This window comes from Pseudomonas sp. CK-NBRI-02 (assembly GCF_008124495.1).
Classification (GTDB): Bacteria; Pseudomonadota; Gammaproteobacteria; order Pseudomonadales; family Pseudomonadaceae; genus Aquipseudomonas; species Aquipseudomonas guariconensis.
In genome coordinates this window covers 185,188-211,516 of the sequence record NZ_VSJH01000015.1, presented here as the reverse complement: position 1 = coordinate 211,516, position 26,329 = coordinate 185,188, and the positions used below count along the sequence as shown (strand labels likewise).

Annotated in this window: 19 protein-coding genes; 10 read left to right on the top strand and 9 right to left on the bottom strand. The window is 64.0% G+C overall.

What is annotated here, in order from left to right; translation table 11 throughout:
* Window positions 1–230: 230 nt before the first annotated feature.
* The 3 genes from DQ397_RS11935 (at window position 231) to DQ397_RS11925 (ending at window position 5,186) form a co-directional block, all read left to right on the top strand.
* Window positions 231–494 (top strand): hypothetical protein, encoded by a 264-nt coding sequence (locus tag DQ397_RS11935; RefSeq protein ID WP_043213339.1) that lies wholly within the window; start codon window positions 231–233, stop codon window positions 492–494.
* Window positions 495–574: 80 nt separating this feature from the next.
* Window positions 575–4,705: a CheR family methyltransferase gene (locus DQ397_RS11930; protein ID WP_043213340.1), complete on the top strand. Its 4,131-nt coding sequence runs from the start codon at window positions 575–577 to the stop codon at window positions 4,703–4,705.
* Window positions 4,706–4,787: 82 nt separating this feature from the next.
* Entirely contained in the window at window positions 4,788–5,186 is a 399-nt protein-coding gene (locus DQ397_RS11925; protein ID WP_043213342.1) for an NUDIX domain-containing protein, read from the top strand.
* A gap of 65 nt (window positions 5,187–5,251) precedes the next feature.
* Here DQ397_RS11925 and DQ397_RS11920 read toward each other — a convergent pair whose 3' ends face one another.
* The 4 genes from DQ397_RS11920 to DQ397_RS11910 all read right to left on the bottom strand — a co-directional run bounded on the left by DQ397_RS11920 (window position 5,252) and on the right by DQ397_RS11910 (window position 8,745).
* Window positions 5,252–5,803 carry an ATP-dependent Clp protease proteolytic subunit gene (locus DQ397_RS11920; RefSeq protein ID WP_043213344.1) on the bottom strand — a complete coding sequence of 184 codons (552 nt, stop codon included), beginning with the start codon at window positions 5,801–5,803 and terminating at the stop codon, window positions 5,252–5,254.
* A gap of 48 nt (window positions 5,804–5,851) precedes the next feature.
* Window positions 5,852–6,238, bottom strand: coding sequence for a low affinity iron permease family protein (locus DQ397_RS11915; RefSeq protein ID WP_043213346.1), 387 nt, complete (start codon window positions 6,236–6,238; stop codon window positions 5,852–5,854).
* A 27-nt stretch (window positions 6,239–6,265) separates the two neighbouring features.
* Window positions 6,266–6,400 (bottom strand): hypothetical protein, encoded by a 135-nt coding sequence (locus DQ397_RS24730; protein ID WP_256664376.1) that lies wholly within the window; start codon window positions 6,398–6,400, stop codon window positions 6,266–6,268.
* Window positions 6,401–6,501: 101 nt separating this feature from the next.
* Window positions 6,502–8,745: a bifunctional diguanylate cyclase/phosphodiesterase gene (locus DQ397_RS11910; protein WP_043213347.1), complete on the bottom strand. Its 2,244-nt coding sequence runs from the start codon at window positions 8,743–8,745 to the stop codon at window positions 6,502–6,504.
* Window positions 8,746–8,886: 141 nt separating this feature from the next.
* Here DQ397_RS11910 and DQ397_RS11905 point away from each other — a divergent pair, with 141 nt between their 5' ends.
* From DQ397_RS11905 to DQ397_RS11895, 3 genes are all read left to right on the top strand, one after another.
* Window positions 8,887–10,506, top strand: a complete 1,620-nt coding sequence (locus DQ397_RS11905; protein ID WP_043213350.1) for an NADP-dependent glyceraldehyde-3-phosphate dehydrogenase — start codon at window positions 8,887–8,889, stop codon at window positions 10,504–10,506.
* Between the two features lie 111 nt (window positions 10,507–10,617).
* A complete protein-coding gene (locus DQ397_RS11900) occupies window positions 10,618–11,085 on the top strand; it encodes a VOC family protein (RefSeq protein WP_043213352.1) in 468 nt (155 codons plus the stop codon).
* Between the two features lie 61 nt (window positions 11,086–11,146).
* Entirely contained in the window at window positions 11,147–12,337 is a 1,191-nt protein-coding gene (locus DQ397_RS11895) for a hypothetical protein (protein ID WP_043213354.1), read from the top strand.
* Window positions 12,338–12,465: 128 nt separating this feature from the next.
* Here the strand turns inward: DQ397_RS11895 and yiaY are convergent, their stop codons facing one another.
* Together yiaY and ilvA are read right to left on the bottom strand one after the other, a co-directional pair.
* On the bottom strand, window positions 12,466–13,614 hold the full coding sequence (gene yiaY, locus DQ397_RS11890; RefSeq protein WP_043213356.1) for an L-threonine dehydrogenase: 1,149 nt from the start codon (window positions 13,612–13,614) through the stop codon (window positions 12,466–12,468).
* A gap of 174 nt (window positions 13,615–13,788) precedes the next feature.
* Entirely contained in the window at window positions 13,789–15,351 is a 1,563-nt protein-coding gene (gene ilvA, locus DQ397_RS11885; RefSeq protein WP_043213359.1) for a threonine ammonia-lyase, biosynthetic, read from the bottom strand.
* A 410-nt stretch (window positions 15,352–15,761) separates the two neighbouring features.
* Between ilvA and DQ397_RS11880 the strand changes: the two genes are divergently transcribed.
* The gene (locus DQ397_RS11880; RefSeq protein WP_043213361.1) at window positions 15,762–16,853 is read left to right on the top strand and encodes a diguanylate cyclase; all 1,092 of its coding nucleotides are present in this window, start codon (window positions 15,762–15,764) and stop codon (window positions 16,851–16,853) included.
* Window positions 16,854–16,922: 69 nt separating this feature from the next.
* Here the strand turns inward: DQ397_RS11880 and DQ397_RS11875 are convergent, their stop codons facing one another.
* A complete protein-coding gene (locus DQ397_RS11875; protein ID WP_043213362.1) occupies window positions 16,923–18,221 on the bottom strand; it encodes an ATP-binding protein in 1,299 nt (432 codons plus the stop codon).
* Between the two features lie 6 nt (window positions 18,222–18,227).
* Entirely contained in the window at window positions 18,228–18,929 is a 702-nt protein-coding gene (locus DQ397_RS11870; RefSeq protein ID WP_043213365.1) for a response regulator transcription factor, read from the bottom strand.
* Between the two features lie 170 nt (window positions 18,930–19,099).
* Here DQ397_RS11870 and DQ397_RS11865 point away from each other — a divergent pair, with 170 nt between their 5' ends.
* From DQ397_RS11865 to mobA, 3 genes are all read left to right on the top strand, one after another.
* Entirely contained in the window at window positions 19,100–20,275 is a 1,176-nt protein-coding gene (locus DQ397_RS11865; protein ID WP_043213368.1) for an efflux RND transporter periplasmic adaptor subunit, read from the top strand.
* A gap of 11 nt (window positions 20,276–20,286) precedes the next feature.
* The gene (locus tag DQ397_RS11860) at window positions 20,287–23,409 is read left to right on the top strand and encodes an efflux RND transporter permease subunit (protein WP_148921552.1); all 3,123 of its coding nucleotides are present in this window, start codon (window positions 20,287–20,289) and stop codon (window positions 23,407–23,409) included.
* 61 nt (window positions 23,410–23,470) lie between these two features.
* Entirely contained in the window at window positions 23,471–24,046 is a 576-nt protein-coding gene (mobA, locus tag DQ397_RS11855) for a molybdenum cofactor guanylyltransferase MobA (protein ID WP_043215940.1), read from the top strand.
* A gap of 557 nt (window positions 24,047–24,603) precedes the next feature.
* Here the strand turns inward: mobA and DQ397_RS11850 are convergent.
* A complete protein-coding gene (locus DQ397_RS11850; RefSeq protein ID WP_043214477.1) occupies window positions 24,604–26,274 on the bottom strand; it encodes a fatty acid CoA ligase family protein in 1,671 nt (556 codons plus the stop codon).
* Between the last annotated feature and the right edge of the window lie 55 nt (window positions 26,275–26,329).

Below are 26,329 nucleotides of genomic sequence, written 5' to 3'. Positions count from 1 at the left end.
TCTCCTTACAAGTGGATTAGCTGGGCACGGAATCGCACCGTGCAGTAGTTCCGAACCGGTCAGGGCAGGCTCTGCTCAATCGGTCTGTCGAGGCTCGGACGAGTGGCGCCAAACAATGCTTGAGCCAAACATTTGTACGCGAGTCTCTGGGTGGAGGATTTTTTGGCACTTTGAAAGTGGCGGCGCGGTCATACAGGGACGCCCATTATTCCTCGACCAGGAACCGTGCCATGATCCATGCCCACCCCGCCCACGCCTGCCGACAACTCGCCCTGGAACAGAACCGCCGTCTGCTCCAGCAGGCCTACCAACTCGACCACACTGCCTTCGCCTTGCTTGACCGCCCCGGGCTCGATGCCAGCCGCTTCGACCGCTACCAAACGTTGCGGCGAAAGGCGGCCGAACGCTATCAGGAGGCACTGGAACACCTGGCGCTGATCGAGCGAACGTTCGACGCGGGCAACGAGGCCCAAGAGCACTCGCCGCGCCGTTGAGAGCGGGCCTATAATCGCGCATCAACCGCCCGGCGATGCTTCGATGGGCCGAATCGTTAGGTCTGCAGAAGGCTGCACCCATGAAGTCATCCTCCAAGCCCGCCGTCGCCTCGCCTCAGAATCCGACGTTGAGCCCGAGCCACCTGGACTTTCCGGTGGTCGGCATCGGCGCTTCGGCAGGTGGGCTGGAGGCGATCTGCACTTTCTTCAAGCAAATGCCCGCCGATTGCGACATGGCCTTCGTGGTGGTGCTGCACCTGTCGGCGGACCACCAGAGCGTCGCCGACCGCATCATCCAGGAAACCACCGCCATGCCGGTGCGGCAGGTCAGCGAACCGGTGCCGATCGAGCGCAATCATGTCTACGTGATTTCACCGGCCAACCGCCTGTCCACCAACGATGGCTACCTGCGTGTCAGCCCGGCCAACCGTCGCCGGGGCGATCATGTGGCGATCGACCTGTTCTTCCGCGATCTGGCCGATGTGCACAAGGACCATGCGTTTTGCGTGGTCCTCTCCGGCACCGGCGCCGACGGAGCGGTAGGTTTGTCGCGGATCAAAGAACAGGGCGGCGTGACTCTGGTGCAGTCCCCCGATGATGCCCTCTATGACAGCATGCCGCGGGCGGCACTGGAGACGGGCATGGTCGATGCCATGCTGCCGGTGGCCGAGATGCCGCAAAAGCTCATGGAGCTATGGCGCAACGCTCGCCAGGTGAGGCTGCCGACCATCGAGGACGACACCCTGCCCCCTGCCCTGGGCACCCGTAGCGGCGACCCCGCCCAGGCCGAGCCGCTGCTCGATGAAATCCTCCTGCTGCTGCGCACCAATACCGGCCATGACTTCCAACACTACAAGCGTGCCACCGTACTGCGGCGCATCGAGCGGCGCCTGCACGTCACCGGGCAGCCGAACCTGGCTGCCTACCAGCGCTACCTCGAGCAGCACCCGGCCGAATCTGCCGAGCTACTGGCAGACATGCTGATCGGCGTGACCAACTTTTTCCGCGACCGCGAAGCGTTTGAATCCCTGGAGCGCCATGTCCTGCCGGAGCTGGTCAGCGATGGCGAAAGCGGTGAGGGACCAAGCGAGGTGCGTGTCTGGTCGGCCGGCTGCTCCACCGGTGAGGAGGCGTACAGCCTGGCCATGCTCGTATGCGAGCAACTGGCGCTGGAGCGGCGCGCAGCGAAGGTCCAGGTGTTCGCCACCGACCTGGATGAGCGTGCCATCGGCACCGCCCGTACCGGCCTCTATCCAGAGTCGATCGTCACCGATGTACCGCCGGCCCGGCTGCGCCAGTTCTTCGTCAAGGAAGACCAGCATTACCGGGTGCGCAAGGAAATCCGCGAAAAAGTGCTGTTCGCCCGGCACAACCTGCTGTCCGATCCGCCGTTCTCGCAAATCGACCTGATCGTCTGCCGCAATTTACTGATCTACCTGGATCGCGAGGTGCAGCGCGACATTCTGCAGATGTTCCACTTCGCCCTGCGCCCGGGTGGGCACTTGTTCCTGGGCACGTCCGAATCGGTGGATGTGGCCAGCGAGCTGTTCATCCCGGTGGACAAGCGCAACCGTATCTTCCGCGCAAGCCCGGCCAGACCGATCATTCGCTCTTCCGGCCGGCAGCTGCCGGGCGCCGAAGTATCCGTCGCCTTGCAGGACAGCCAGGCCAAGCTACGTCCCGGCCGGAAGATCTCCTATGCCGAGGTGCATCACCGCGCCCTGGCCAAGCGAACCCCGCCCAGCCTCATTCTCGATGGCGACGGCAATATCCTGCACATGAGCGATGGCGTCGGGCGCTTCCTGCACCTGGTCGGCGGCGAGCCCAGCCGGAACCTGATCAACCTGGTGCTGCCAGAACTGCGCCTGGCCCTGCGCAGCACTTTGTTCCAGGCTCGCCATGGCAACGAGGCGGTGACCTCGCGGCCGGTAGAACTGGGCCAGATGCAGGTGGAAATCGCCGTGCATCCGCACAAGGACGAACCCAGCGGCAGCGAATGCCTGCTGGTGGTGTTCGAGGAGCGCGTGCCCGACCCTTCCCTGCTGCCAACCAGCGCCATTCGCCAGACCGACAGCATGGTCCTGAACAACCTGGAGCGCGAGCTGCAACGCACCCGCCTTCAGTTGCAGGAAACCATCGAGCAATCGGAAATTTCCAGCGAAGAGCTGACCGCCTCCAATGAAGAAATGCAGGCGATCAACGAGGAGCTGCGTTCGGCCAGCGAGGAGCTGGAAACCAGCAAGGAAGAGCTGCAGTCGATCAACGAAGAACTGCTGACCGTCAACTATGAACTCAAGAACAAGGTCGAGGAGACCGACAAGGTCAACGACTACCTGAGCAACCTGATCGCCTCCACCGCCATCGCCACGGTGTTCGTCGACCGTAACCTGTGCATTCGCTGGTTCACCCCCCGCGCCGCCGACATCTTCAACATCCTGCCCGTGGATACCGGGCGCTCGTTGCTCGACATCACCCACCGGCTGGATTACCCCGAGTTGGCCGACGATGCCCGCGCCGTGGCCCAGGGCACCACGTCCATCGAGCGCGAAGTGTGCGGTGAAAACCAGCACTGGTACCTGGCCCGCCTGCTGCCTTATCGGGCCAACGAGCAGAAGATCGACGGTACGGTGCTCACGTTCATCGATATCAGCAAAGGCCGTGCCGCCGAGGAGCGCCTGCGCCTGGGCGAAGAACGCATGCGCCTGGTGGCTGAAAGCACCCATGACTTCGCCATCATCCTGCTCGATGAACACGGGGTGATCACCGACTGGAACACCGGCGCCACGCTGATCTTCGGCCACGCAAAAGACGAGGTGGTCGGCCGCCATTACGAGCTGATCTTCACCGAGGAGGACCGCGCCAACGGCGTGCCCAGCCGAGAGCTGCGCGGTGCCCGCCTCAACGGTCGTGGCCAGGACGAGCGCTGGCACGTGCGCAAGGACGGCAGCCGCTTCTTCTGCAGCGGCGAAGTTTCCCTGCTCAAAGGCACTAGCCTGCTTGGCTACGTCAAGATCGCCCGTGACCTGACCGGCCACAAGCGCCTGCACGAGGAGCAGAGCAAGCAACTGGCCGAATCCCAGAGCAGCAGCCACATGAAGGACGAGTTCTTCGCCATCATGTCCCATGAGCTCAAGCACCCGCTCAACCTGATCCAGCTCAATGCCGAAATCTTGCGCCGCCTGCCTTCGGTGAAGAACACCAGCGCCGCCAGCAAGGCCGTCGGCACCATCTGCGAAGCCGTCGCCAGCCAGGCGCGGATCATCGACGACCTGCTCGATGTGGCACGCATCCGCACCGGCAAGCTCAAGCTCAAGACCGAACCTGTGAACCTGTGCACCATCCTGCGTGACATCCATGCCGTGGTGCGTAGCGAGCAACACCCGTGCGACGTGGTGCTGGAGTTGCCGGCAGACGACAACGCCCTGTTCATAGAGGGGGACATCACCCGCCTGGAGCAGATCATCTGGAACCTGCTCAACAACGCGCTGAAGTTCAGCCCCGCCGGTAGCGAGATCCGCCTGGTGCTGTCCAACCACGGCGAACAGGCGCTGCTGCAGGTGATCGACCAGGGGCTGGGGCTGAGCGAGGAAAGCCTGGAGAACATCTTCGACCTGTTCACCCAGGCCACCCCGCAAGTCACCAGCCACAGCCGCGAAGGCCTGGGCATCGGCCTGTCGCTGGTACGCCAGCTGGCCCAAGCCCATGGCGGCAGCGTTCAGGCCAGCTCGCCGGGGCTGGGCAAAGGCTGCACCTTCACCGTCCGCCTGCCGCTGTGCCACTTCAGTCCGCAACCGCAGCACAACCCAGGCGAGCAGCAGATGGCCCCACGGCTGGACAATACCCGGGTGCTGTTGGTGGACGACTCACCGGATGTACTGGAAATCATGCAACAGCTGCTGGAGATGGAAGGGGCGCAGGTCCATGCCTTCACTGATCCGCGCGCGGCGCTGAAGGCCGCGGCCAACGGGCAGTACGACATCATTCTTTCGGACATCGGCATGCCGGTCATGGATGGCCATGCGCTGATCAAGGCATTGCGCGAGCACCCGCACCTGCATGACATACCCGCCATCGCCCTGACCGGCTATGGCGCCAGCGCTGACCAGTACAAATCACGCCAGTCAGGCTTCGACCGCCATTTGAACAAGCCGGTGGCCTACGACGAGCTCGTGGAAGCGATCGAGGCATTGAGCGGTTCGCAGCCTTACTGACCGCTCATCCTGGCGGGTACAACTTCCAGCTGGCACCTAAGGCCCAATTCAGTAGGAATACTGGATTTTGCCTGGAGTCTGCATGAAGCCCCTCAAGCATCGCGCTACCGTGATCTGCCGCCATGGCAGGAAAACCCGCAAGTGGTTATGGGTCAGAAAGCCCAAAGCCGCCTGGACATTGCCAGGCGGCAAGATCGAGCCAGGCGAGACCCCGGTGGAGGCGGCCGAACGCGAGCTGTTGGAGGAAACCGGGCTCAGGGCCCGGGAGCTGACCTTCCTGATGCGCTATGAGTCGCCCGCCCGGGTGCATTACGTCTTCGAAGCCGAATTCGCCGACGCCCCGCGGCCCACGGCCAGCCACGAGATCGCCGATTGCTGCTTCGCGCATCTGGATCAGGTGCCCGAACTCAAAGATGACATCAGGCTGCTGATCCAGTCGCTACTCGCCTGTGATCGTGGCCTGGCTGAATCCGTGCGTTGATACTTGACCGGTTTTCGGCGGTGCCCCTTCGCGGGTTTACCGCGAAAAGGGCACATCAGCCTGAATCACGCATGGACACTGTGCTGGCAGGCATCGGCCTCGATCGGCATTTCGTCGATGGCGTCGATCATGCCGCTGGCCAGAGCTTCCTTGGCGCCCAGGATGCGCGGATAAGCCATCAGGTAACGCGGCACATCGAGCACTTCGCTAGCCCCCTCGGTCCGTTCGGCCACGATCTGGGCATACAGGCGCAGGTCGTAGTCCAGGCTCATGGCGTATTCGGCCATCCGCGAGTGGTCCACCGAGCCGTGCAAGGTCCAGTGGAACGGATGGAACAGAAACTTGCTCAGCACGCATGCGGTGCGCCGCTCGCCCGCCAGGAACAGAATATTGCCCATGGATTCGACCGTACCCAGGTTGTGGGTATGCACCGGCACCGGCAACGAGCGCAGGAAGTTGTAGAGCGTGAAGCCGTAGCTGCACTCCCCGCCCATGGTCGCGATGTTGATTTGCAGAATATCCGCGCCCTGTTGCAGGGCGCGGGTGCAGGTGGTGATCAGGTTGCCGCAGGTGGATGAATTGATGGGGCCGGTGAAGTGAATGATGTGTCTGGCCATGCTTGCCTCCAAAGTTGGCGAAATCAGTCCAGTGAAGCGGGCAGACGGTCAGTCGGACTCGTCGGTGGCGGCCGGTGGCAAGTCGTCGCAGCCCTCGCCCATCTGCTGGTACTGCTTGCGCAGGGCGTGCAACTTGGCCGGATCCATGTGCTCCAGGTCCAGCAGCGCCTTGTGTGCCTTGTGCGTAGTACGCAGCAGTTCGTCGATCTTGATGTGCAAGACGTCGTTATCGCGGTTCTGGGTGTTCTGGATCAGGAACACCATCAGGAAGGTGATGATGGTGGTCGAGGTATTGATCACCAGTTGCCAGGTGTCGTTGAAGTCGAACAACGGCCCGCTCACGGCCCAGGCCAGGATCAACAACAAGGCGATGGCGAAGGTCAGCGGTCGGCCGGCCCATTTGGCCAGCCATTGGGCGAAACGGTCGAATTTCATGCCGGCGGTCCTCCCTTGCTACCGGCATCAGCCCGGCAGCTTGTCCTCGCCTGGCAGGCCCTGCAAGTCAGGGTCGTCGGGCATGACCTCTGGATCGTCCTCGGGTCGCTCGCTGGCCTGAGGAAGCTGATTGAGTTCGTCGAATTCGGTATCGGTATTCATAGCGCCGCTCCTCTGACAATGCCGGGCGGACGAAATCGCCCCCGGCATCCGGTGGAATCGTCCAGCGCGGCAAAGTTCAAAAACGATGGCGCCAGAGCCGGTCAGAGGCCCAGCGAACGCCCCTTGGTTTGGTGGTCGGCCAGCCAACGCTCCAGCACTGAAGCTGGCATCGGCCGCCCGAGCAAAAAGCCCTGGCCTTGGTCACAGCCAACGTTGCGCAGGAATTCGTACTGCGCCTGGGTCTCGATCCCCTCGGCAGTGATCCGAAAGCCCAACGCATGGCCCAGGTCGATGATGCCTCGGGCCACCGCTTCGGCGTCATCATCCCCTGGCAGGTCCTTGATGAACGCCCGATCGATCTTCAAGTGATCGATCGGCAGTGCCCGCAGATAGGCCAACGACGAATAGCCCGTGCCAAAGTCGTCCACCGCCGTGACCACGCCCATGGCCTGCAATTGCGCCAGCACCGCACAGGCCTGTTGCTGGCTTTCCATCAGCAGGCTTTCGGTGATCTCCACCTCCAGCAGGCTGGCCGGTAGTTCGTGGCGCGCCAGGGCCGTGGCCAAGCTGGCGACGTAGTCGCTGCGCTCGATCTGCAACGCCGCCACATTGATCGCCAGCGGCCCAGGCAGGCAGTCCGCCGCACGCCAGGCTGCCAGCTGGGCGCAGGCCAGTTCCAGCACCCGCTCACCGAGGGGGATGATGAGCCCGGTGCGCTCGGCCAAGGGGATGAACTCGCCCGGCGAGACCAGTCCATGGTCAGGATCGCGCCAGCGCAACAGGGCCTCGACCCCTTCAAGCCGACCGCTGAACAGGTCCACCTTGGGCTGGTACCACAGCTCGAACTCATCGCATTCCAATGCCCGGCGTAGGTTGCGCTCCAGTTCTAGGCGCTGTTGCAGGCGCTCGGTCATCTCCGCCTGGTAGGGGCGCCAGGCGTTACGCCCGCCCTCCTTGGCCGCGTACATCGCCGTGTCGGCGTGGCGCAGCAGGCTGTCGGCGTCCTCCCCATGCTGCGGGCACCGGGCCACGCCAATGCTGCCGGTGACCAACGCGGCATTGCCATTGAGGTCGAACGGCCGCTGCAGGCACCGCAACAAGGCTTGTATCTGGAGATTGACCTGGCCTTGGCTGCCCTGAAGCATGAACACAAACTCGTCACCGCCCAGACGGCAGAGCCGATCGGCGCTGTGCAGTTCCTGCAGAAAACGTGCAGTGGCTTGTTGCAACAGTAGATCGCCCATCGGATGACCGAGGCTGTCATTGACCTGCTTGAAGCCATCGATATCGAGCATCAGCACCGCCAGACCATGGCCTTGGGCAATCGCCTCGGCGAGTTGGCGTTGAAACAAGACACGGTTGGGCAAGCCAGTAATAGTGTCGTAATGGGCCAGGCGTTCGAGCTGAGCCTGGGACTGTCGCAGCTCGCGGTTACGCTGTTTCAGCAGGCGCTGGTTGCCGTTGAGCTGAGCGACGAACACGCTGAACAGCCCCGTGCAGGTCAAGGCAAACATGAACAGCGGCGACGTGAACAAGCCCAGCACTGGCCATCCGCCCTGTGGGGCGGCGACCATTTGCCAATGGCCGCCGGGCACCTCCACCACCTGGCTGAGCAGCGGCTCATCGAACAAATGCGGATCACCCCAGATCATCGCACCCTCGGCGCCTTTGCCGTCCGTACCGCGGACCGCCACCTGGAAGTCCATGTCCGGTCGCAGGCCCGCAGCCCACAGCAAGCGATCGATATCCGCGACGATCGATACATTGCCCCAGTAGAACCTCACCCCTCGCTTGCCCGTGACGAATACCGGCCGCCGATAGATCAGCGCCCGGCCGCCCTGGAACAGCTGGACCGGCCCGGCCAGCACCGCCTGGCGATGCTCACGGGCCGATTGCAGCATGGGGAACTGGTCGGGCAGGCGACGGTAATCCAACCCAATGATGGCGAGGTTACCTTCACGCGGGTAGACATCAGTGATCACATCATCCGGAGCCAGGGCGATGTGATGCATGTAGGGCACCGACTCGAGGGCATCGAAGGCCATGCCTTGAAAATGCGCCTCGCTGATGCGGCCATCGGTGGCGATCAGTTGCGCAATGCCCTCGGCCTCGCCGAAGGCTGCGCGCAACTGGGCCTCCAGGGCACCACGCACCCCAGACAAACGCGCCGAGATATTGGCGATCTGCTCGCTTTCCTCACGCTGGTTGTCCAAGTGTCCAAGTACCACCGACAGGCCGATGCCGACCACGGCGAAACCGACCGGCAACAGGCGATGGAGCGTGCGCCGCAGCGCGCATTTTGCGGGCGGAGCCGGTTCATCGAGGGAGAGCTGAAGAGTGTTCATGGGCCACGGTCGAGTTCGATTGATCCTGTATCGGCGTGCGGGGGGCAAATTTGAGCCACACTGGTGTTTTTCTACGACAGGGTGCATGCTCACCAGCTGAAGCGTTTCACCAAGCCAAAAACAACGTGAGGTGCCGTACCCATGGATCCTTTGCTCGATTCGCTGTTTCCTGCTGCCGACGACATTCCCGAAGCCTGGCGCCTGGGCGCCCCGCTGGAGCAACGCGACTACCTGGTCGGCGGCCAACTGCGCCGCTGGGACGGCCCATTGGCCACGGTGCGCAGCCCGGTCTGGCTAAAGGAAGGCGACGAGGAACGCCAGGTGATCCTGGGCAGTGCGCCGCTGCTCGATGCCGACACCGCCCTCACCGCTCTGGACGCCGCCGTACAGGCCTACGATAAAGGGCGAGGCACCTGGCCGACCCTGCGCGTGGCCGAGCGTATCCAGCATGTCGAAGCCTTCCTGGCGCGCATGCGCGAGCAGCGCACGGCGGTGGTCAAGCTGCTGATGTGGGAGATCGGCAAGAACCTCAAGGATTCGGAAAAGGAATTCGACCGCACCTGTGACTACATCGTCGACACCATCAACGCCCTCAAAGACCTGGACCGGCGCTCCAGCCGCTTCGAGCTCGAGCAAGGCACCCTCGGCCAGATCCGCCGCGCACCGCTGGGCGTCGCGCTGTGCATGGGCCCCTACAACTACCCGCTCAACGAGACCTTCACCACGCTGATTCCGGCGTTGATCATGGGCAATACCGTCGTGTTCAAGCCGGCCAAGTTCGGCGTACTGCTGATCCGCCCACTGCTGGAGGCATTTCGCGACAGCTTCCCGCCGGGGGTGATCAACGTGATCTATGGCCGTGGCCGCGAGACGGTCAGCGCCCTGATGGCCAGCGGCAAGATCGACGTGTTCGCCTTCATCGGCACCCACAAAGCCGCCAGCGACCTCAAGAAGCTACACCCACGCCCGCATCGGCTGCGCGCAGCCCTGGGCCTTGACGCCAAGAACCCCGGCATCGTCCTGCCCCAGGTGGACTTGGACAACGCCGTCGAAGAGGCCGTGACCGGCGCCCTGTCGTTCAACGGCCAGCGCTGCACGGCCCTGAAGATCCTGTTCGTTCATGAAGACGTGGTCGAGCCGTTCCTGGACAAGTTCCAGCGCAAGCTCGCTGCGCTCAAGCCCGGCATGCCGTGGGAGCCAGGCGTGGCCCTCACGCCGCTGCCCGAGCCGGGCAAGATTGACTACCTGGACGGTCTAGTGGCCGATGCCACCGCCAAGGGTGCGCGGGTACTCAACGAAGGGGGTGGGCTCAGCCGCGGCTCGTTCTTCTACCCAGCCTTGCTCTACCCTGTCAGCGCCGACATGCGCGTCTACCACGAAGAACAGTTCGGCCCCCTGGTGCCCGTGGTGCCCTACCGCGACCTGCAAACGGTGATCGACTACGTGCTCGACTCCGACTACGGCCAGCAGCTGAGTCTGTTCGGCAACGACCCGCAGACCATCGGCATGCTGGTGGACACCTTCGCCAACCAGGTCGGGCGTATCAACCTCAACGCCCAATGCCAACGCGGGCCAGACACCTACCCGTTCAACGGCCGCAAGAACAGCGCCGAAGGCACCCTGTCGGTGCATGACGCACTGCGCGTGTTCTCGATCCGAACCCTGGTGGCGACCAAGTTCCAGCAAGCCAACAAGGAGCTGATCAGCGAGATCATCCGCAACCGTCAGTCGAGTTTCCTGACCACCGATTACATCTTCTGACGCCGGCGCTTATAGAAAATCGATCTAACCGACCTGTCGATTTTCTCCGTGCGCAAACGACTCTAAGCAACAGGGCGCCAACCGGCGCCCTCACGCGAAGGAGAATCGAACATGGCAGTCAAACCCATTCCCGAAGGCCAGCACAGTATTACCCCATACCTGGCCATCAACGACGCCGCCAAGGCCATCGAGTTCTACAAAAAAGCCTTTGGCGCGGTCGAAATGTTCCGCCTGGACGCCCCCGGCGGACGCGTCGGCCATGCCGAGCTGAAGATCGGCGACTCCTCGCTGATGCTTGGCGATCCCTGCGATATGGAAGGCGGCCTGACCGCCAGCCAGAAGCTCGCCGGCGCCGGTGTAGGCCTGCATCTGTATGTGGAGGATTCGGACAAGGTCTTCGCCCAGGCCCTCGCTGCTGGCGCGACACAGCTGCACGCGGTGACGGACCAGTTCTACGGTGACCGCAGCGGCAGCCTGAAAGACCCGTTCGGCAACATCTGGTTCGTCTCCACCCACAAAGAAGACCTCACCCCCGACGAAATCCGCGCCCGCGCCGCGAAGATGTTCGGCGGCAACTGAGCACGGTTGAATGCGCGGCGCGTTTGCTTGAAGCTTGTCGCTCGTAGCTTGGAGCTGCTTCATGCGAATCATCGACAAAACCGCCGCGCAAGTGCGCAGCCTGACCCCGGCCGAAGAGGAACTGTTGGTCGGCTTTGCCACTGGCGCCCTCGCCGGCCCGCGCCTGCTGCAAGCCAACCAGTGGCTGATGAAAGTGCGCAGCGCCAACCAGTGGTTGGCCTGCGATTGCCGGCGCGATGCCCTGCCGGTGCTCAACATCACCCTCAACGGCAGTACCGGCACCTTGTTCCTGCGCAACAACCCTGACACCCCCGAGCACGCTCCGGGCTGCCCGTTCACGAAGGTCGAGCGCGAAGCCAGTGAGCGCACTGAGCAGGCCGCACAACCTGCCGCGTGGCTGGCGCCCGATACTCCACTGCGTCTGCTGGGCGACTTCCACGCTGCCAGCGAAGGTGGCCCAGCCAGCGCCGGAACCGCTACGGAACGTCGCGAACAGCAGCGTTTGCTCTCGGTGCTGCTGACCTGGATGGAAGCCAGCGGGCTCAACGTCTATGCCACGCATCTGAAGAAAGACCTCACCGCTCAGTTCGCCGACCTGCGCGGCGTGGCTGCCCGTTACCCGCTGGTCGAGCGTGTACCGGCGAGCAACTACTTGGAAACCCGCCTGGACATGAAGCACATGATGATGCTCAAGTCCCGTCTGCGCGAAGCCAAGGCCTTCGGTAATCATCGCCGTCATGGGTTGTTGCTCGACTGTGTCGACCAGATCAAGGGACGCAAGGTCTTCAACGCCCGCACCGAGGACGGCTTCGACTTCCAGGGCCACCACCTGTATTGGGACGGCGGCAAGACGCGCGGGCCGTTGCTGGCACTGATGCTCTATTCACCGACCACCGCCGGCAGCCATTTCTACGAGCTGATCCACGTGGCGAGCGTCCCGGTGCTGTCACGTGGGCACCTGTTCCCGGTGTACCGCGACGAAGAGCGCGAGCCGCTCAAAGCCTTGGTGTCGTTGATCGACTGGATGGCGAGCAAGGGGGTCAAGGTGTTGATGCGCAGGCCGGTGATCGGCGGCCAGGTGATGGATGAGCTGGTGCTGACCTCGGATCAGGACCGGGTGCTGTCAGTGTCACTGCTCGAACAACCGATCGGACCTGAGCCAGACACCGAGAACTTCAAGCGCTACGCCGACTTCAAGAGCCTTGAGACCTTCCGCAAGTTCGTCGCCGGCTTCTTCATGCGCGAGCGCTGAAGCCTGCGCTGCCCTCTTCGCGGGTAAACCCGCTCCCACAGGTTCGCTGTTGCCCTGAAGCACAGCGCGGTGCCAGTGAGAGCGGGTTTACCCGCCAAAGCGTCAGTACAGACGCCCCAAGACTTGGCCTAGAACGCCGCCTTGAAGATCTCCTCGATCTGCGCCTGGCTCGCAGGGCGTGGGTTGGTTAGCCCGCAGGCATCCTTCAGGGCATTGGCCGCCAGCAGCGGCACATCCTCGACCTTCGCCCCCAACTCCGCCAACCCCGCCGGGATCCCGATCGCCGCCGCCAGATGCTCGATGGCCGAAATCGCCGCGCCAGCGCCCTGCTCGGCATCCAGCGCACAGACCTTCACGCCCATGGCCTTGGCCACGTCACGCAGCCGTGCGGCGCTGACCTGGGCGTTGAAGCGCTGCACATGGGGCAGCAACACCGCATTGCACACGCCGTGAGGGAGGTCATAGAAACCGCCCAACTGGTGCGCCATGGCATGCACATACCCAAGCGAAGCGTTGTTGAACGCCATGCCGGCGAGGAACTGGGCGTAGGCCATGTTCTCCCGCGCCTTCAGGTCGCCACCATCGGCCACGGCCTGTCGCAGGTTGTCGCTGATGAGGGTGATGGCCTTGAGTGCACAGGCGTCGGTAATCGGCGTTGCCGCCGTGGACACATAGGCCTCGATGGCATGGGTCAGGGCATCCATGCCGGTCGCGGCGGTGAGGCTCTGCGGCATGCCGACCATCAACGCCGGGTCGTTGACCGACAGGATCGGCGTCACGTTGCGGTCGACGATGGCCATTTTCACGTGCCGCGCCTCGTCGGTGATGATGCAGAACCGCGTCATCTCGCTGGCGGTGCCGGCGGTGGTATTGATCGCGATCAGCGGCAACTGCGGCTTGCTGGAACGGTCGACGCCCTCGTAATCACTGATGTGACCGCCATTGGTGGCGCACAGGGCGATGCCCTTGGCGCAGTCGTGGGGCGAACCACCGCCCAGGGAAACCACACAGTCGCACCGCGCCTGACGCAGCAAGGCCAGCCCCGCCTCGACGTTGGCGATGCTCGGATTGGGCTTGGCGCCATCGAACACCACCGAATCGATGTCGCGCATGGCCAGCATGCCGGCGATACGCTCGGCGACCCCGGCCTTGACCAACCCAGGGTCTGTGACGATCAGTGCCTTGCGCAGGCCGAAACCTGCGATGGCGGCCATCGCCTCCTCCAGACAGTCGATACCCATGATGTTGACGGCGGGAATGAAGAACGTGCTGCTCATGGCCGAACCCTCGCGAAAAGTCTGTTTGTCTTCGAGGATCTGCCTGATTGCAGTGAGGGGTGTTGATCCAGCGCAAGGCCACGCCTACAAACGCAGCGTGGCTGACACGCTGAAGGACCGCAAAGCGGTCCCTGCGCGCTAGGTTCTGCACGAAATCCGCGCTCGAGCGCTGCCCTAGCCCAGGAACAACCGATACGCCGGGTTGTCGGTTTCATCCCAATAGCGATAGCCCATGTCATCCAGGGCCTGGGGCAGGCCTGGCAGCTCATCGCCCGGGACCTCCAGCGCAGCGAACACCCGCGCCTCAGCCGCACCGTGGTTGCGGTAGTGGAACAGGCTGATGTTCCAGCGCTTGCCCAAGCGCTCGAGAAAGCCCAGCAATGCCCCGGGGCGCTCGGGGAACTCAAAGCGCAGCACCCGCTCATCCGCCCCTGGCGCAGCATGGCCGCCCACCGTATGGCGCACGTGCAGCTTGGCCAGTTCGTTGTCGGTCAGGTCCAGCACGTTGTAGCCCTGTTCGCGCAGGCTGGCCAGCAGGCGCTCGCGCGGGTCGTGCTGGGGGTGGGTTTGCACGCCCACGAACAGCCGCGCCTCCTTCCCAGGAAAATAGCGGTAGTTGAATTCGGTGATCTGGCGCTTGCCCAGCGCCTGGCAGAACGCCCGGAAGCTGCCGGGGCGCTCGGGGATGGTAACGGCGATGATCGCCTCGCGCTGCTCACCCAGTTCGGCGCGCTCGGCCACGTGACGCAGGCGGTCGAAATTGACGTTGGCGCCGGAATCGATCGCCACCAGGGTCTGGCCTTGGACGCCTTCGCGGGCCACATACTTCTTGATTCCGGCCACCGCCAGGGCACCGGAGGGCTCGGTGATCGAGCGGGTGTCGTCGTAGATGTCCTTGATGGCCGCGCACAACTCGTCGCTGCTGACCGTCACCACCTCATCGACAAAATGGCGGCACAACTCGAAGCAATGGGCACCGACCTGCGCCACTGCCACGCCGTCGGCGAACGTACCGACCTGGGGCAGGATCACCCGCTCGCCCGCCGCCAGGGCAGCCTGCAGGCAATTGGAATCCTCAGGCTCGACCCCGATCACCTTGACCTGCGGGCGCAGGTACTTGACGTACGCCGCGATGCCCGCCACCAGGCCACCGCCCCCCACCGGCACAAAGATCGCGTCCAGGGCGCCGGGTTGCTGACGCAGGATTTCCATCGCCACGGTGCCTTGGCCGGCGATCACGTCCGGGTCGTCGAACGGCGGCACGAAGGTCGCGCCGTCGCTGTCGGCCAGTTGCAGGGCATGGGCCAGGGCATGGGGGAAGCTTTCGCCATGCAGTACCACGTGCCCCCCGCGCGAGCGCACCCCTTGCACCTTGAGTTCCGGGGTGGTGGTCGGCATGACGATGGTCGCCCGCATGCCCAGCCGCGAGGCGGCCAGCGCCACGCCTTGGGCATGGTTGCCCGCCGACGCCGTGATCACGCCGCGCTCGCGCTGGGCTGGGGTCAAGCGCGACAAACGGGTATAGGCGCCGCGAATCTTGAAAGAAAACGTCGGTTGCAGGTCTTCGCGTTTGAGCAGCACTTGGTTGCCCAAGGTGGCCGACAGCGCGGGTGCCAGTTGCAGGGGTGTCTCGATGGCCAGGTCGTACACCGGGGCGCTGAGAATGCGGCGCACCTGCTCTGAAAGCAGCTGCGCGGGCGAGGCGGTGTTACGAGGGCTGACGCTGAGGTTGGTCATCGATGACTCCTGGTGTTTTCGAGGGCCCAGGAGTCGGAAAGAAAAAACCCGCCTCCAGGGCGGGTTCGGTGCACGTACGCGCTAGCCCGCCAATCCGATAATGGCGGTAATAATAATGGCGCGACGCTGCAGGTATGGGTTCATGGGTTGGGAAATTAGCCCGCCACCCCGTAGGAAGTCAACACCTCCTCTTTCAGGTAAATTCCCCGCCAGGCATTAAGCGCGTCAATCTAGCGCTTGGCGAGCGGCAGTCGACGCCGCGGTAGCAGTAGCAGACGTTCGCCCGACGGGACGCCAGCACTTGGCTGGACCAGTTGAGCAGTCTGGGCTTGACTCTCTGAGGGCGGAGACATCCGCTGCAGCACAGCGCCAATCAAACACCAGAGAACTTCAAGGAGTTCCCGTCCAGCATGTTCAAGACCATCGAAGACCAGTTGCGCAAGCAGGTGGCCCCCGCTGCGCTGCGCGCCGAATTCCGCCAGCACGAATTCGAGGCCATGCGCCGGTTCTGCCTGCTGATATTCAGCGTCAGCATCGTCATCTGGCTGATCTTCGACCTGATCGTCAGCTACCTGGGCGATCAGGAATTCACCTGGCGATCGATGGTGTTTCTCGCTGCACTGTGCGCCATCACGGTCGTGCTTGGGTTTATCCGCAAAAGCCAGCATTTCGACGTACTCAACCTGATGTTCATCGCGACCATCACCCTAGGCATGCGCCTGGTGATAGACGGCATTCCCATTGCCCTGCGCCCCGTGTGGCTGGTGTTGGGGGTGTCGACGGTGCTCTACAGCGTTTCGGTGCTGCCGGTACAGCGTTGGTCGTTCTTCTGTGCCATGGCCATCACTTGGCTGGTGCTCAATCCTTTCCAGCACACGCGTATCGAGTTTCTCGAACTCGAAGGTGCGATGTTGACGAGCTATGCGGTGTTTCTTTGCGGGCTGGTGATCTACGCCTATTTGCGGATGCGCCAAGCCAAGCTGCACAACTTCTACCTGTCCAAGGTCCTGATGGAGCAGGCCTACATCGATGCCCTGACTGAAATCCCAAACCGCCGGTCGTTCATGCTCAAGGCCGAACAGCAGTTGCAACAGGCCCCATCCGGGCAGTACCTGGCGATGATCGACATCGATAATTTCAAGCGGGTCAACGACCGCTTCGGCCATGACATCGGTGATGAGGTGCTCAAGCGTGTGGCCGCGCACATCAAGGCGAGCATGGCCAGCTATGCCTATGCACGCCTGGGCGGCGAAGAGTTCGCCATCTATTTCCAAGGGCTGGATCAGCAAGGTGCCGAGCGGCAAGTGGGAGCGCTGTGTCAGCGGGTGCGCGAAGACCTGAACGCGCACCCGGTGACCATCAGCATCGGCCTGACCCGCGTCGAGCAGGGTGACACCCTGAGCATGGCGCTGGTGCGGGCCGACCAGGCGCTGTACGAAGCCAAGCACAGTGGCAAGGACCGGTTCGTCTGCTGGTCGGCGCAACTGGCAAAAGGTGCCTAGTGGCTGGGTTGCGCACTCCGATTTACCCGCCAAGAACGCACCTTGGTGTCGGAACAACCTGGCCGTTCTCTAACCTGCCGGCAGACGAATCCTGAACTGCGCGCCACCAAGCGCCGACTGGGCCACGGTCAGTGTCCCGCCCTGCCCCTCGATGGCCCGCCGGCTGATGGCAAGCCCCAGCCCGAAACCACCGGTACTGCGGTCCCGGCTACGGTCCAGCCGGTAGAACGGCTGGAAGATCCGCTCGCGTTCCTCGGGAGGAATGCCGATGCCGTCGTCTTCCACGGTCACCAGGCACGCGCCGTCTTCTTCCGCGCGCAGGCGCAGCAGCAGGCTCTCGTCACAATAGCGCATGGCATTGCGCACCAGGTTCTGCACGGCGCGCGCGGTCAGACGGGGGTCGAGCACGAAACGCGGCAACCGGGTCTCGGCCCGCACTTCCCACTGAATGCCCCGCCCGTCGAGCTCTTCGGCGAACCCGCCGAGCACGCTGTCGACCAGCTCCAGCAATGACACCTCGACCCGCTCGCGGGCCTGGTCGGCGTTCTGCAGGCGGCTGTAGGACAGCAGCTCCAGCACCAGCTCATCGAGTTCACGCACGTGCCCGACCAGTTCCAGCAGGCGCTTGCGGCATGGTGGTGGCACCTCATCGAACAACAGCACCAGGCCGAAATCCAGCCGAGTCAACGGTGTGCGCAACTCGTGGGACACCGCATTGAGCAGCTCGCGCTGCTGATTGACATGCCGCTCCAGGTCGCTGGCCATGGTGTCGAACACCCCGGCCAGCTCGCCGATGTTCGAGCGTGGTGAAATATGTGTCCTTTCGGCCATCTGCCCCTGGCCCAGACGCCGGGCGGTTTCCTTCAGGCGTTCCAGATCACGCCAGTGCGGCCACACCCACAGCAGCAGGCAACCGAGCATGGCGGCGCCGATCAGCACCGTGACTCCCCAGGACAACAGGTTGATGTCCAACGGGTCCGGTGGGGTGTACAGGCTCACCAGCCAGTCCTGGTCCAACGGCGCCAGGGCGGTGTCGTAGTAGCCCCAGTCGGCGATACGCACCACGTTCTGGCCTTGCGTCAGGCGCGCGCGCTCCGGCGCCGTCAGTTCGGCCTGGTCCATGCGCAGCAATTTGATTTCCAGTGGCGCGAAGCTCTGCGCCAATTGCCGCTCCACCTGCGGCCACTGCTCGCGCGGGGTTTGCTGGAACTGGCGCACCAGCAGCGATTGCACGCCCTTGGCCTGCTCCAGGTTGTAGGCCATGAAGCGGTCATGGAACAGGCCGACGATGGTGTCGGGGATGAACAGCAGGGCGCCGGCGTAGGCGGCGATGATCACCAGATACAGGCGCACCAGAATCTTCAGCATGGCGTGTCAGTACTCCCACTCGACCCGGCTGAACAGATAACCCTTGCCCCACACAGTCTTGATCTTGCGCGCCTCACCGGCGTGGTCATCGAACTTGCGCCGCAGCTTGGAGATGGCCACGTCCACCGAGCGGTCGGTGCCGTTGAACTCGATGCCGCGCAATTGCTGGAGAATGCGGTCGCGGCTGAGCACCTCGCCGGCATTGCGGGCCAGCACCACCAACAGGTTGTACTCGCTGCTGGACAGCTCCACCTCGTCGCCGCGCCAGGTGACGACACGCTCGGCCAGGTCGATGCGCAAGCCCCCAACCTGGATCAGGTCACTGTCCAGGCGAGGTTCGTTGACCGTGCTGCGACGCAGCAAAGTGCGTACCCGTGCCAGCAGCACGCGCGGCTCACACGGCTTGGTGACGTAATCGTCGGCGCCCATCTCCAGCCCCAACACCTGGTCGTGGCTGTCGTCGCGGGCAGTGAGCATGAGGATCGGCAGGGATTGCGACTCCTGACGCAGCAAGCGGCATACCTGCAGGCCATCCAGACCCGGCAACATCAGGTCAAGCACCACCAGATCGGGCTTTTGCCGGCGGAACTCTTCCAGCACGTGGTCGCCTCGGGCAATCACCCGGACGTGAAAATCGTTTCGTTGCAAGTAGCTGGCGATCAGTTCGGACAAGGCACTGTCGTCTTCGACCAGGAGAATATTCGGCATAGGCGGTGAGAAGAACGGGTGAATGAAGAGGATTGACGCGCTGCAGGATATAGAATCCCATGGCCGTCAATGAGAATTCTTACACTTTTTCACATTCGCCCTACATAGCTTCACAGCCAACGCAGGAGCGGCTGCCTTAGCATAGGCTCGGTCATTTTCGGAAGATCCGCATGTCAATTTCTTTCCCTTTTCGTCTGCGCCCCCTGGCGCTTCTGGCGCTGCTGACCCTGTCGTTGGCCGGCTGCGACAACGCCGCCGAGCAGGACGCACAGACACTCCCGCCCCAGGTTCGGGTCGAAACCGTGCAGGTTCAGCCCCTGGCCATAAGCACTGAGCTCAGCGGTCGCATCCTCGCGCCGCGCACCGCCGAGGTCCGCGCACGGGTCAGCGGTGTGGTGCTCAAGCGCGTGTACCGCGAAGGCAGCGACGTCAAACAGGGCGATGTCCTGTTCTTGATCGATCCTGCGCCGTTCAAGGCCGACCACGACGCCGCCCGCGCCACCCTGGCCAAAGCCGAGGCCAACCTGTACCAGGCGCGCCTGCAAGAGCAGCGTTACCGCGAGCTGGTGGACGACAAGGCAGTCAGCCGCCAGGAGTACGACAATGCCCGCGCCGCCTTCCTCCAGGCCGGCGCTGTCGTGGCCGAGGCCAAGGCAGCCCTGGAACGTGCCCGCCTGAACCTAGGCTACGCCACGGTCACCGCGCCGATTTCCGGACGCATCGGCAGGGCCCTGGTCACCGAGGGCGCATTGGTGGGCCAGAACGAAACCACACCGCTGGCGACCATCCAGCAGTTGGACCCGATCCACGCCGACGTCACCCAGTCGACCCGTGAGCTCAACACCCTTCGCCGGGCCATGCGCGCCGGCGAGTTGCAGCAGGTCGGCGAAGGCCAGGCCAGGGCGACCTTGATCCAGGACGACGGCACGGCCTATCCGCTGCCGGGCAAGCTGCTGTTCTCAGACATCAGCGTCGACCCGAGCACCAACCAGATCACCCTGCGCAGCGAGTTCCCCAACCCGGACCTCGACCTGCTGCCGGGTAGCTATGTGCGCGTGCGCCTGGACCAGGCCGTGCAACCGAAGGGCATCAGCGTGCCGCAGCGCGCGATCCTGCGCGACAGCGCCGGTGTGCCCAAGGTGCTGGTGGTCGATGAGCAGGCGCGCATCAGCGAACGCCAGGTGGTACTGGGCAACGCCCAGGGCGATCGCTGGATCGTCACCCAGGGGCTGGCCGCAGGCGAGCGCGTGGTGATCGAAGGCCTGCAACACGTCAAGGCAGGCGACCAGGTCCAGGTCGACACTGCCCCAGATACCCTGCCCATCGTTCAGCACACTGGCCAGTGAGGGCCTGATTCATGCCGCAGTTCTTCATCGACCGCCCGGTGTTCGCCTGGGTGGTCGCGCTGTTCATCCTGCTTGCCGGCGCCCTGGCCCTGCCCCAGTTGCCGGTGGCCCAATACCCCAACGTGGCGCCGCCACAGGTGGAGATCTACGCGGTCTACCCGGGCGCCTCGGCGGCGACCATGGACGAAAGCGTGGTCAGCCTGATCGAGCAGGAGCTCAACGGCGCCGACAACCTGTTGTACTTCGAGTCCCAGAGCAGCCTGGGTAGCGCCACCATCACTGCCACCTTCGAGCCGGGCACCCACCCGGACCTGGCCCAAGTGGACGTGCAGAACCGCCTTAAGGTGGTCGAGTCACGCCTGCCACGCCCGGTGACGCAGCAGGGCCTGCAAGTGGAGAAGGTCTCCACGGGCTTTTTGCTGCTGGCCACCCTCACTTCCGAGGACGGCAGCCTCGATGAGACCGCCCTTTCCGATATCCTCGCGCGCAACGTGATGAACGAGATCCGCCGCCTCAAGGGCGTGGGCAAGGCCCAGCTGTATGGCTCGGAGCGAGCCATGCGGATCTGGATCGACCCGCAGAAGCTGATCGGTTTCAACCTCACGCCCAATGACGTGGCCGACGCCATTGCCGCGCAGAACGCCCAGGTCGCCCCCGGCAGCATCGGCGATCTGCCGGGGCGCGGCACTCAGGAAATCACCGCCAACGTGGTGGTCAAGGGCCAGTTGGGCACACCCGAGGAATTTGCCGCCATCGTCCTGCGCGCCAACCCCGACGGCTCCACGGTGACCATCGGCGATGTCGCCCGGGTGGAGATCGGCGCCCAGGAATACCAGTACGGCACACGCCTCAACGGCAAACCGTCCACCGCCTTCAGCGTCCAGCTCTCACCGGGCGCCAACGCCATGGAGACCGCGACCCTGGTGCGGGCCAAGATGGAAGAGCTGGCACGTTACTTCCCCGAGGGCGTGCGCTATGACATCCCCTACGACACCTCACCCTTCGTCAAGGTGTCGATCCAGCAAGTGATCAGCACCCTGTTCGAGGCCATGCTGCTGGTGTTCCTGGTGATGTTCCTGTTCCTGCAGAACATCCGCTACACGCTGATTCCGACCTTGGTGGTGCCCGTGGCGCTGATGGGAACCTTCGCCACGATGCTCGCACTGGGCTTTTCGGTGAACGTGCTGACGTTGTTCGGCATGGTCCTGGCCATCGGCATTCTGGTGGACGATGCCATCGTGGTGGTGGAGAACGTCGAACGGATCATGGCCGAGGAAGGCCTCTCGCCCAAGCAGGCCACGCGCAAGGCCATGGGCCAGATCAGCGGCGCCATCGTCGGCATCACCCTGGTGCTGGTGGCGGTGTTCCTGCCGATGGCCTTCATGAAGGGCTCGGTGGGGGTGATCTACCAGCAGTTCTCGGTGTCGATGGCGGTATCGATCCTGTTCTCGGCGTTCCTGGCCCTGAGCCTGACCCCGGCCCTGTGCGCGACCCTGCTCAAGCCCTTGGCCAAAGGCGAGCACCACGAGCGCAAGGGCTTCTTCGGCTGGTTCAACCGTCGCTTCGAACGCATGAGCGAAGGCTATCAACACTGGGTGGTGCATGCCCTCAAGCGCAGCGGCCGCTACCTGTTGGTCTACGGCGTACTGCTGGCGGTGCTCGGCTATGGCTTCAGCCAACTGCCGAGCGCCTTCCTGCCCACCGAGGACCAGGGCTACACCATCACCGACATCCAGTTGCCGCCGGGTGCCAGTCGCATGCGCACCGAGCAGGTGGCCGCGCAGATCGAGGCGCACAACGCCGGCGAGCCTGGCGTGGGCAACACCACGCTGATCCTGGGCTTCAGCTTCTCGGGCAGCGGGCAGAACGCCGCACTGGCATTCACCACGCTCAAGGACTGGTCCGAGCGCGGTGCCAAGGACAGCGCCCAATCGATCGCCGACCGCGCAACCGAGGCCTTTGCCCAGCTCAAGGACGCGGTGGCGTATTCCGTGCTGCCACCACCCATCGACGGGCTGGGTGAGTCCACCGGCTTCGAGTTCCGCTTGCAGGACCGCGGCGGCATGGGCCACGAGGCGTTGATGGCAGCCCGAGACCAATTGCTGGACGAGGCCCGCAAGAGCAAAGTGCTGACCAACGTGCGCGAAGCCTCGCTGGCCGAGAGCCCGCAGGTCCAGCTGGAGATCGACCGACGCCAGGCCAACGCGTTGGGCGTGTCGTTCGCCGACATCGGCGCGGTGCTCGACACGGCCGTGGGCTCGAACTACGTCAACGACTTCCCCAACCAGGGCCGCATGCAGCGGGTGGTGGTGCAGGCCGAAGGCGATCAACGCAGTCAGGTGGAAGATCTGCTCAAGATTCACGTGCGCAACAGCAGCGGCAAGATGGTGCCTCTGGGGGCGTTCGTGCAGGCCAAGTGGGTCAGTGGACCGGTGCAGTTGACCCGCTACAACGGCTACCCGGCGGTGTCCATCTCCGGAGAGCCTTCCGCTGGCTACAGCTCCGGCGAGGCCATGACCGAAATCCAGCGCCTGGTCGACCAGTTGCCGGCCGGCGCAGGCCTTGAGTGGACGGGCCTATCGCTGCAGGAGCGGTTGTCCGGCAGCCAGGCGCCGCTGCTGATGGCGTTGTCGCTGCTGGTGGTGTTCCTGTGCCTGGCGGCGCTGTACGAGAGCTGGTCGATCCCCACCGCAGTGTTGCTGGTGGTCCCGCTGGGCGTGCTCGGCGCCGTGCTGGCGGTGACCTTGCGCGGCATGCCCAACGATGTGTTCTTCAAGGTCGGCCTGATCACCCTGATCGGCCTGTCGGCGAAGAACGCCATCCTGATCATCGAGTTCGCCAAAAGCCTGGTGGACCAGGGCCAAGACCCGGTCAGCGCCGCGGTGCAGGCCGCGCGTCTGCGCTTGCGGCCAATCGTGATGACCTCGCTGGCGTTCATCCTCGGCGTGGTGCCCCTGGCCATCGCCACAGGCGCAAGTTCGGCGAGCCAACAAGCCATCGGCACCGGCGTGATCGGCGGCATGCTCAGCGCCACCCTGGCGGTGGTGTTCGTGCCGGTGTTCTTCGTGGTGGTGATGCGCCTGGCCGGGCGACGCCAGGCCAAGGACAGCCAGGCGCAGCCCCACGAAGCCTGACTGGACAACACCTGCGTGACATGGGAGGGTTCCGGGCAATGACTGCCTGGAACCCTTTTTCATGTCTGCTCCCCTGCCCCCTTGTTCCGTTCTCATTCTTGCCGGCGGCCGCGGCCAGCGCATGGGCGGCCGCGACAAAGGCCTGGTGCCCTGGCACGGCGAGCCGCTGGTGGCCCATGTGCAGCGGGTGGTACGGCCGCTGAGTGACGATGTGGTGATCTCGTGCAACCGCAACCACGAGGCATACCGGGCCTATGCCGATCAGTTGGTGTCCGACGCCGAGGCGGACTTCCCCGGCCCGCTGGCCGGCGTGATCGCCGGGCTCGCGGCAGCACGGCATGACTGGGTGGTGGTGCTGGCGTGCGATGCCCCACGCCTGGATCAAGCGTTGGTCACCGACCTGCTGCGCCTGGCAGTCGAGCACGACAGCCCGGCCATGGTGCGCCAAGGTGGGTTCTGGCAGCCGATGTTCAGTGTGTTGCCACGCAAGGTATTGCCGCTGCTGGAACAGGCCTGGAGCACTGGCGAACGGAGCTTGCAGAAGGCCCTGTTGCGCACGTCCGTGCAAGGGCTGGAATGTACCGAGACAGATAGTCGGCTGAGCAACTTCAACAGCCCCCAGTGGCTCGAACAGTGACCAAGGCCGCTGCGCGGCCCATAGCAGGCTTGGCCAGTACCCCCAAGCGCCATCCCCGACCGCACGGATACTTACTACACGTCATCCCAGACACCACCACCAACCGCACGGATACTTACCACACGCCAGCCCAGACACCACCACCGACCGCACGGATACTTACTACACGCCAGTCCAGACACCACCACCGACCGTACGGATATTTGCTACACGCCAGCCCAGACACCTTCACCGACCGCACGGATACTTACTACACGCCAGTCCAGACACCACCTATCGCGACCTCAGAAGGCCAAGTGGAGGTGTCTGGAGGGGTTGGCGCGCAGCGCCCTTCGGCGCAGCCGAAGTCGCGAGATGGAGGCTTGCGCAGCAAGCCGGAGGCCGCGAAGCCCCGCAAGGCACCGGAGCGCAGGGAACCCCGGAGCGCAGCGCAGGGGCCGTATGGGGGAGCCAACGGCTTTGGTTACTTTGGCCAAGACCAAAGTAACCCGCCGTAAAGGCGGAAAGCGTCAGCCGTGCCACCACAAAAAAATGGACACAACCAAAAAAACCCAAACCTACCCTTTCAACGCCTCGATACTGATCTCCCGCATCCGAAACTTCTGCACCTTCCCCGTCACCGTCATCGGAAACTCCTCCACGAAGCGGAAGTAACGCGGCACCTTGAAGTGCGCGATGCGGGCCTTGGCCCACTCGCGCAGTTCCTCTTCGCTGGCGACATGCCCAGGATGCAAGCGAATCCAGGCCACGATCTCCTCACCATACTTGCTGCACGGAATACCGATCACCTGCACATCGGCCACCGCCGGATGGGTGAAGAAGAACTCCTCCAACTCACGCGGATAAATGTTTTCGCCGCCACGAATGATCATGTCCTTGCTGCGCCCGACGATGCGCACATACCCATGCTCGTCCATTACCGCCAGGTCACCGGTGTGCATCCAGCCCTCGGCGTCGATGCTCTCGGCGGTGGCCTTGGGGTTGTTCCAGTAACCGAGCATCACGCTGTAGCCGCGGGTGCACAGCTCGCCGATCTGCCCTCGGGGCACGGTGGCACCTTCGGCGTCGATGATCTTGTTTTCCAGCCTAGGCTGGGTACGGCCCACCGTGGTCACGCGCAGTTCCAGCTCATCGTCCGGGCCGGTCTGCAGCGACACCGGGCTGGTCTCGGTCATGCCGTAGGCGATCTGTACCTCGGCCATGTGCATCTCGTCGATCACCCGGCGCATCACCTCGATCGGGCAGGTGGCGCCCGCCATGATGCCGGTGCGCAGGCTGGAGAGGTCGAATTCACCGCGCTGAGGATGATCGAGCTCGGCGATGAACATCGTCGGCACCCCATAGAGCGCGGTGGCATGTTCCTCGGCCACCGCGCGCAGGGTGGCCAGCGGGTCGAAGGCGTCGTTGGGGTAGATCAGGGTGCTACCGTGGGTGAGGCAGCCCAGGTTGGCCATGACCATGCCGAAACAGTGATACAGCGGCACCGGCACCACCAGGCGGTCGTGCTCGGTCAGGCCCAGGCTTTCGCCGACCATGTAGCCGTTGTTGAGAATGTTCTGGTGGCTCAGGGTCGCCCCTTTGGGAAAACCGGTGGTGCCCGAGGTGTACTGGATGTTGATCGGATCGTTTGGCTGCAACTGCGCCTGGCGCTCGGCCAACGCCTGTGCGCTGACCTCATCGGCACGTGCCTGCAAATCATCCCAGGCGAGAAAGCCCGCCGGCGGTTCCTTGGCCAGGCTGATGACCCCGCGCAACTCAGGCAAGCGTTCGCAGTGCAGCTCACCTGGGCGGCTGCCCTGCAGCCCCGGCACCAGGCTCAGCAGCATGGCGTGGTAGTCGGAGGTCTTGAAGGCACCTGCGCAGATCACCCAGCGGCAACCAGCCTGCCCCAGCGCATAGTCCAGTTCGCTGCTGCGATACGCCGGATTGATGTTGACCAGGATGGCCCCGACTTTGGCGCTGGCGAACTGGGTGATGCACCACTGGGCGCAGTTCGGTGCCCAGATGCCCAGACGATCGCCGGCCTGTACACCCAGGGCCATCAATGCACGAGCATGGCGGTCGACGGCCTCGGCCAGCTCGCGCCAGGTGTAGCGCAGCCCTTGGTGACGGACGATCAGGGCGTCGCGATCAGGGAAGCGCGCGACGGTGGCGTCGAAGGCGTCGCCGATACAGTGAGTGAGCAAGGCCTTGTCCGGGCTGCCCTGGGAGTAGCTTGGCTCAGGCATGGGGGTTCTCTTGTTGTTCTGGCGTTTACCGATCGGCCTCCTCGCGGGTAAACCC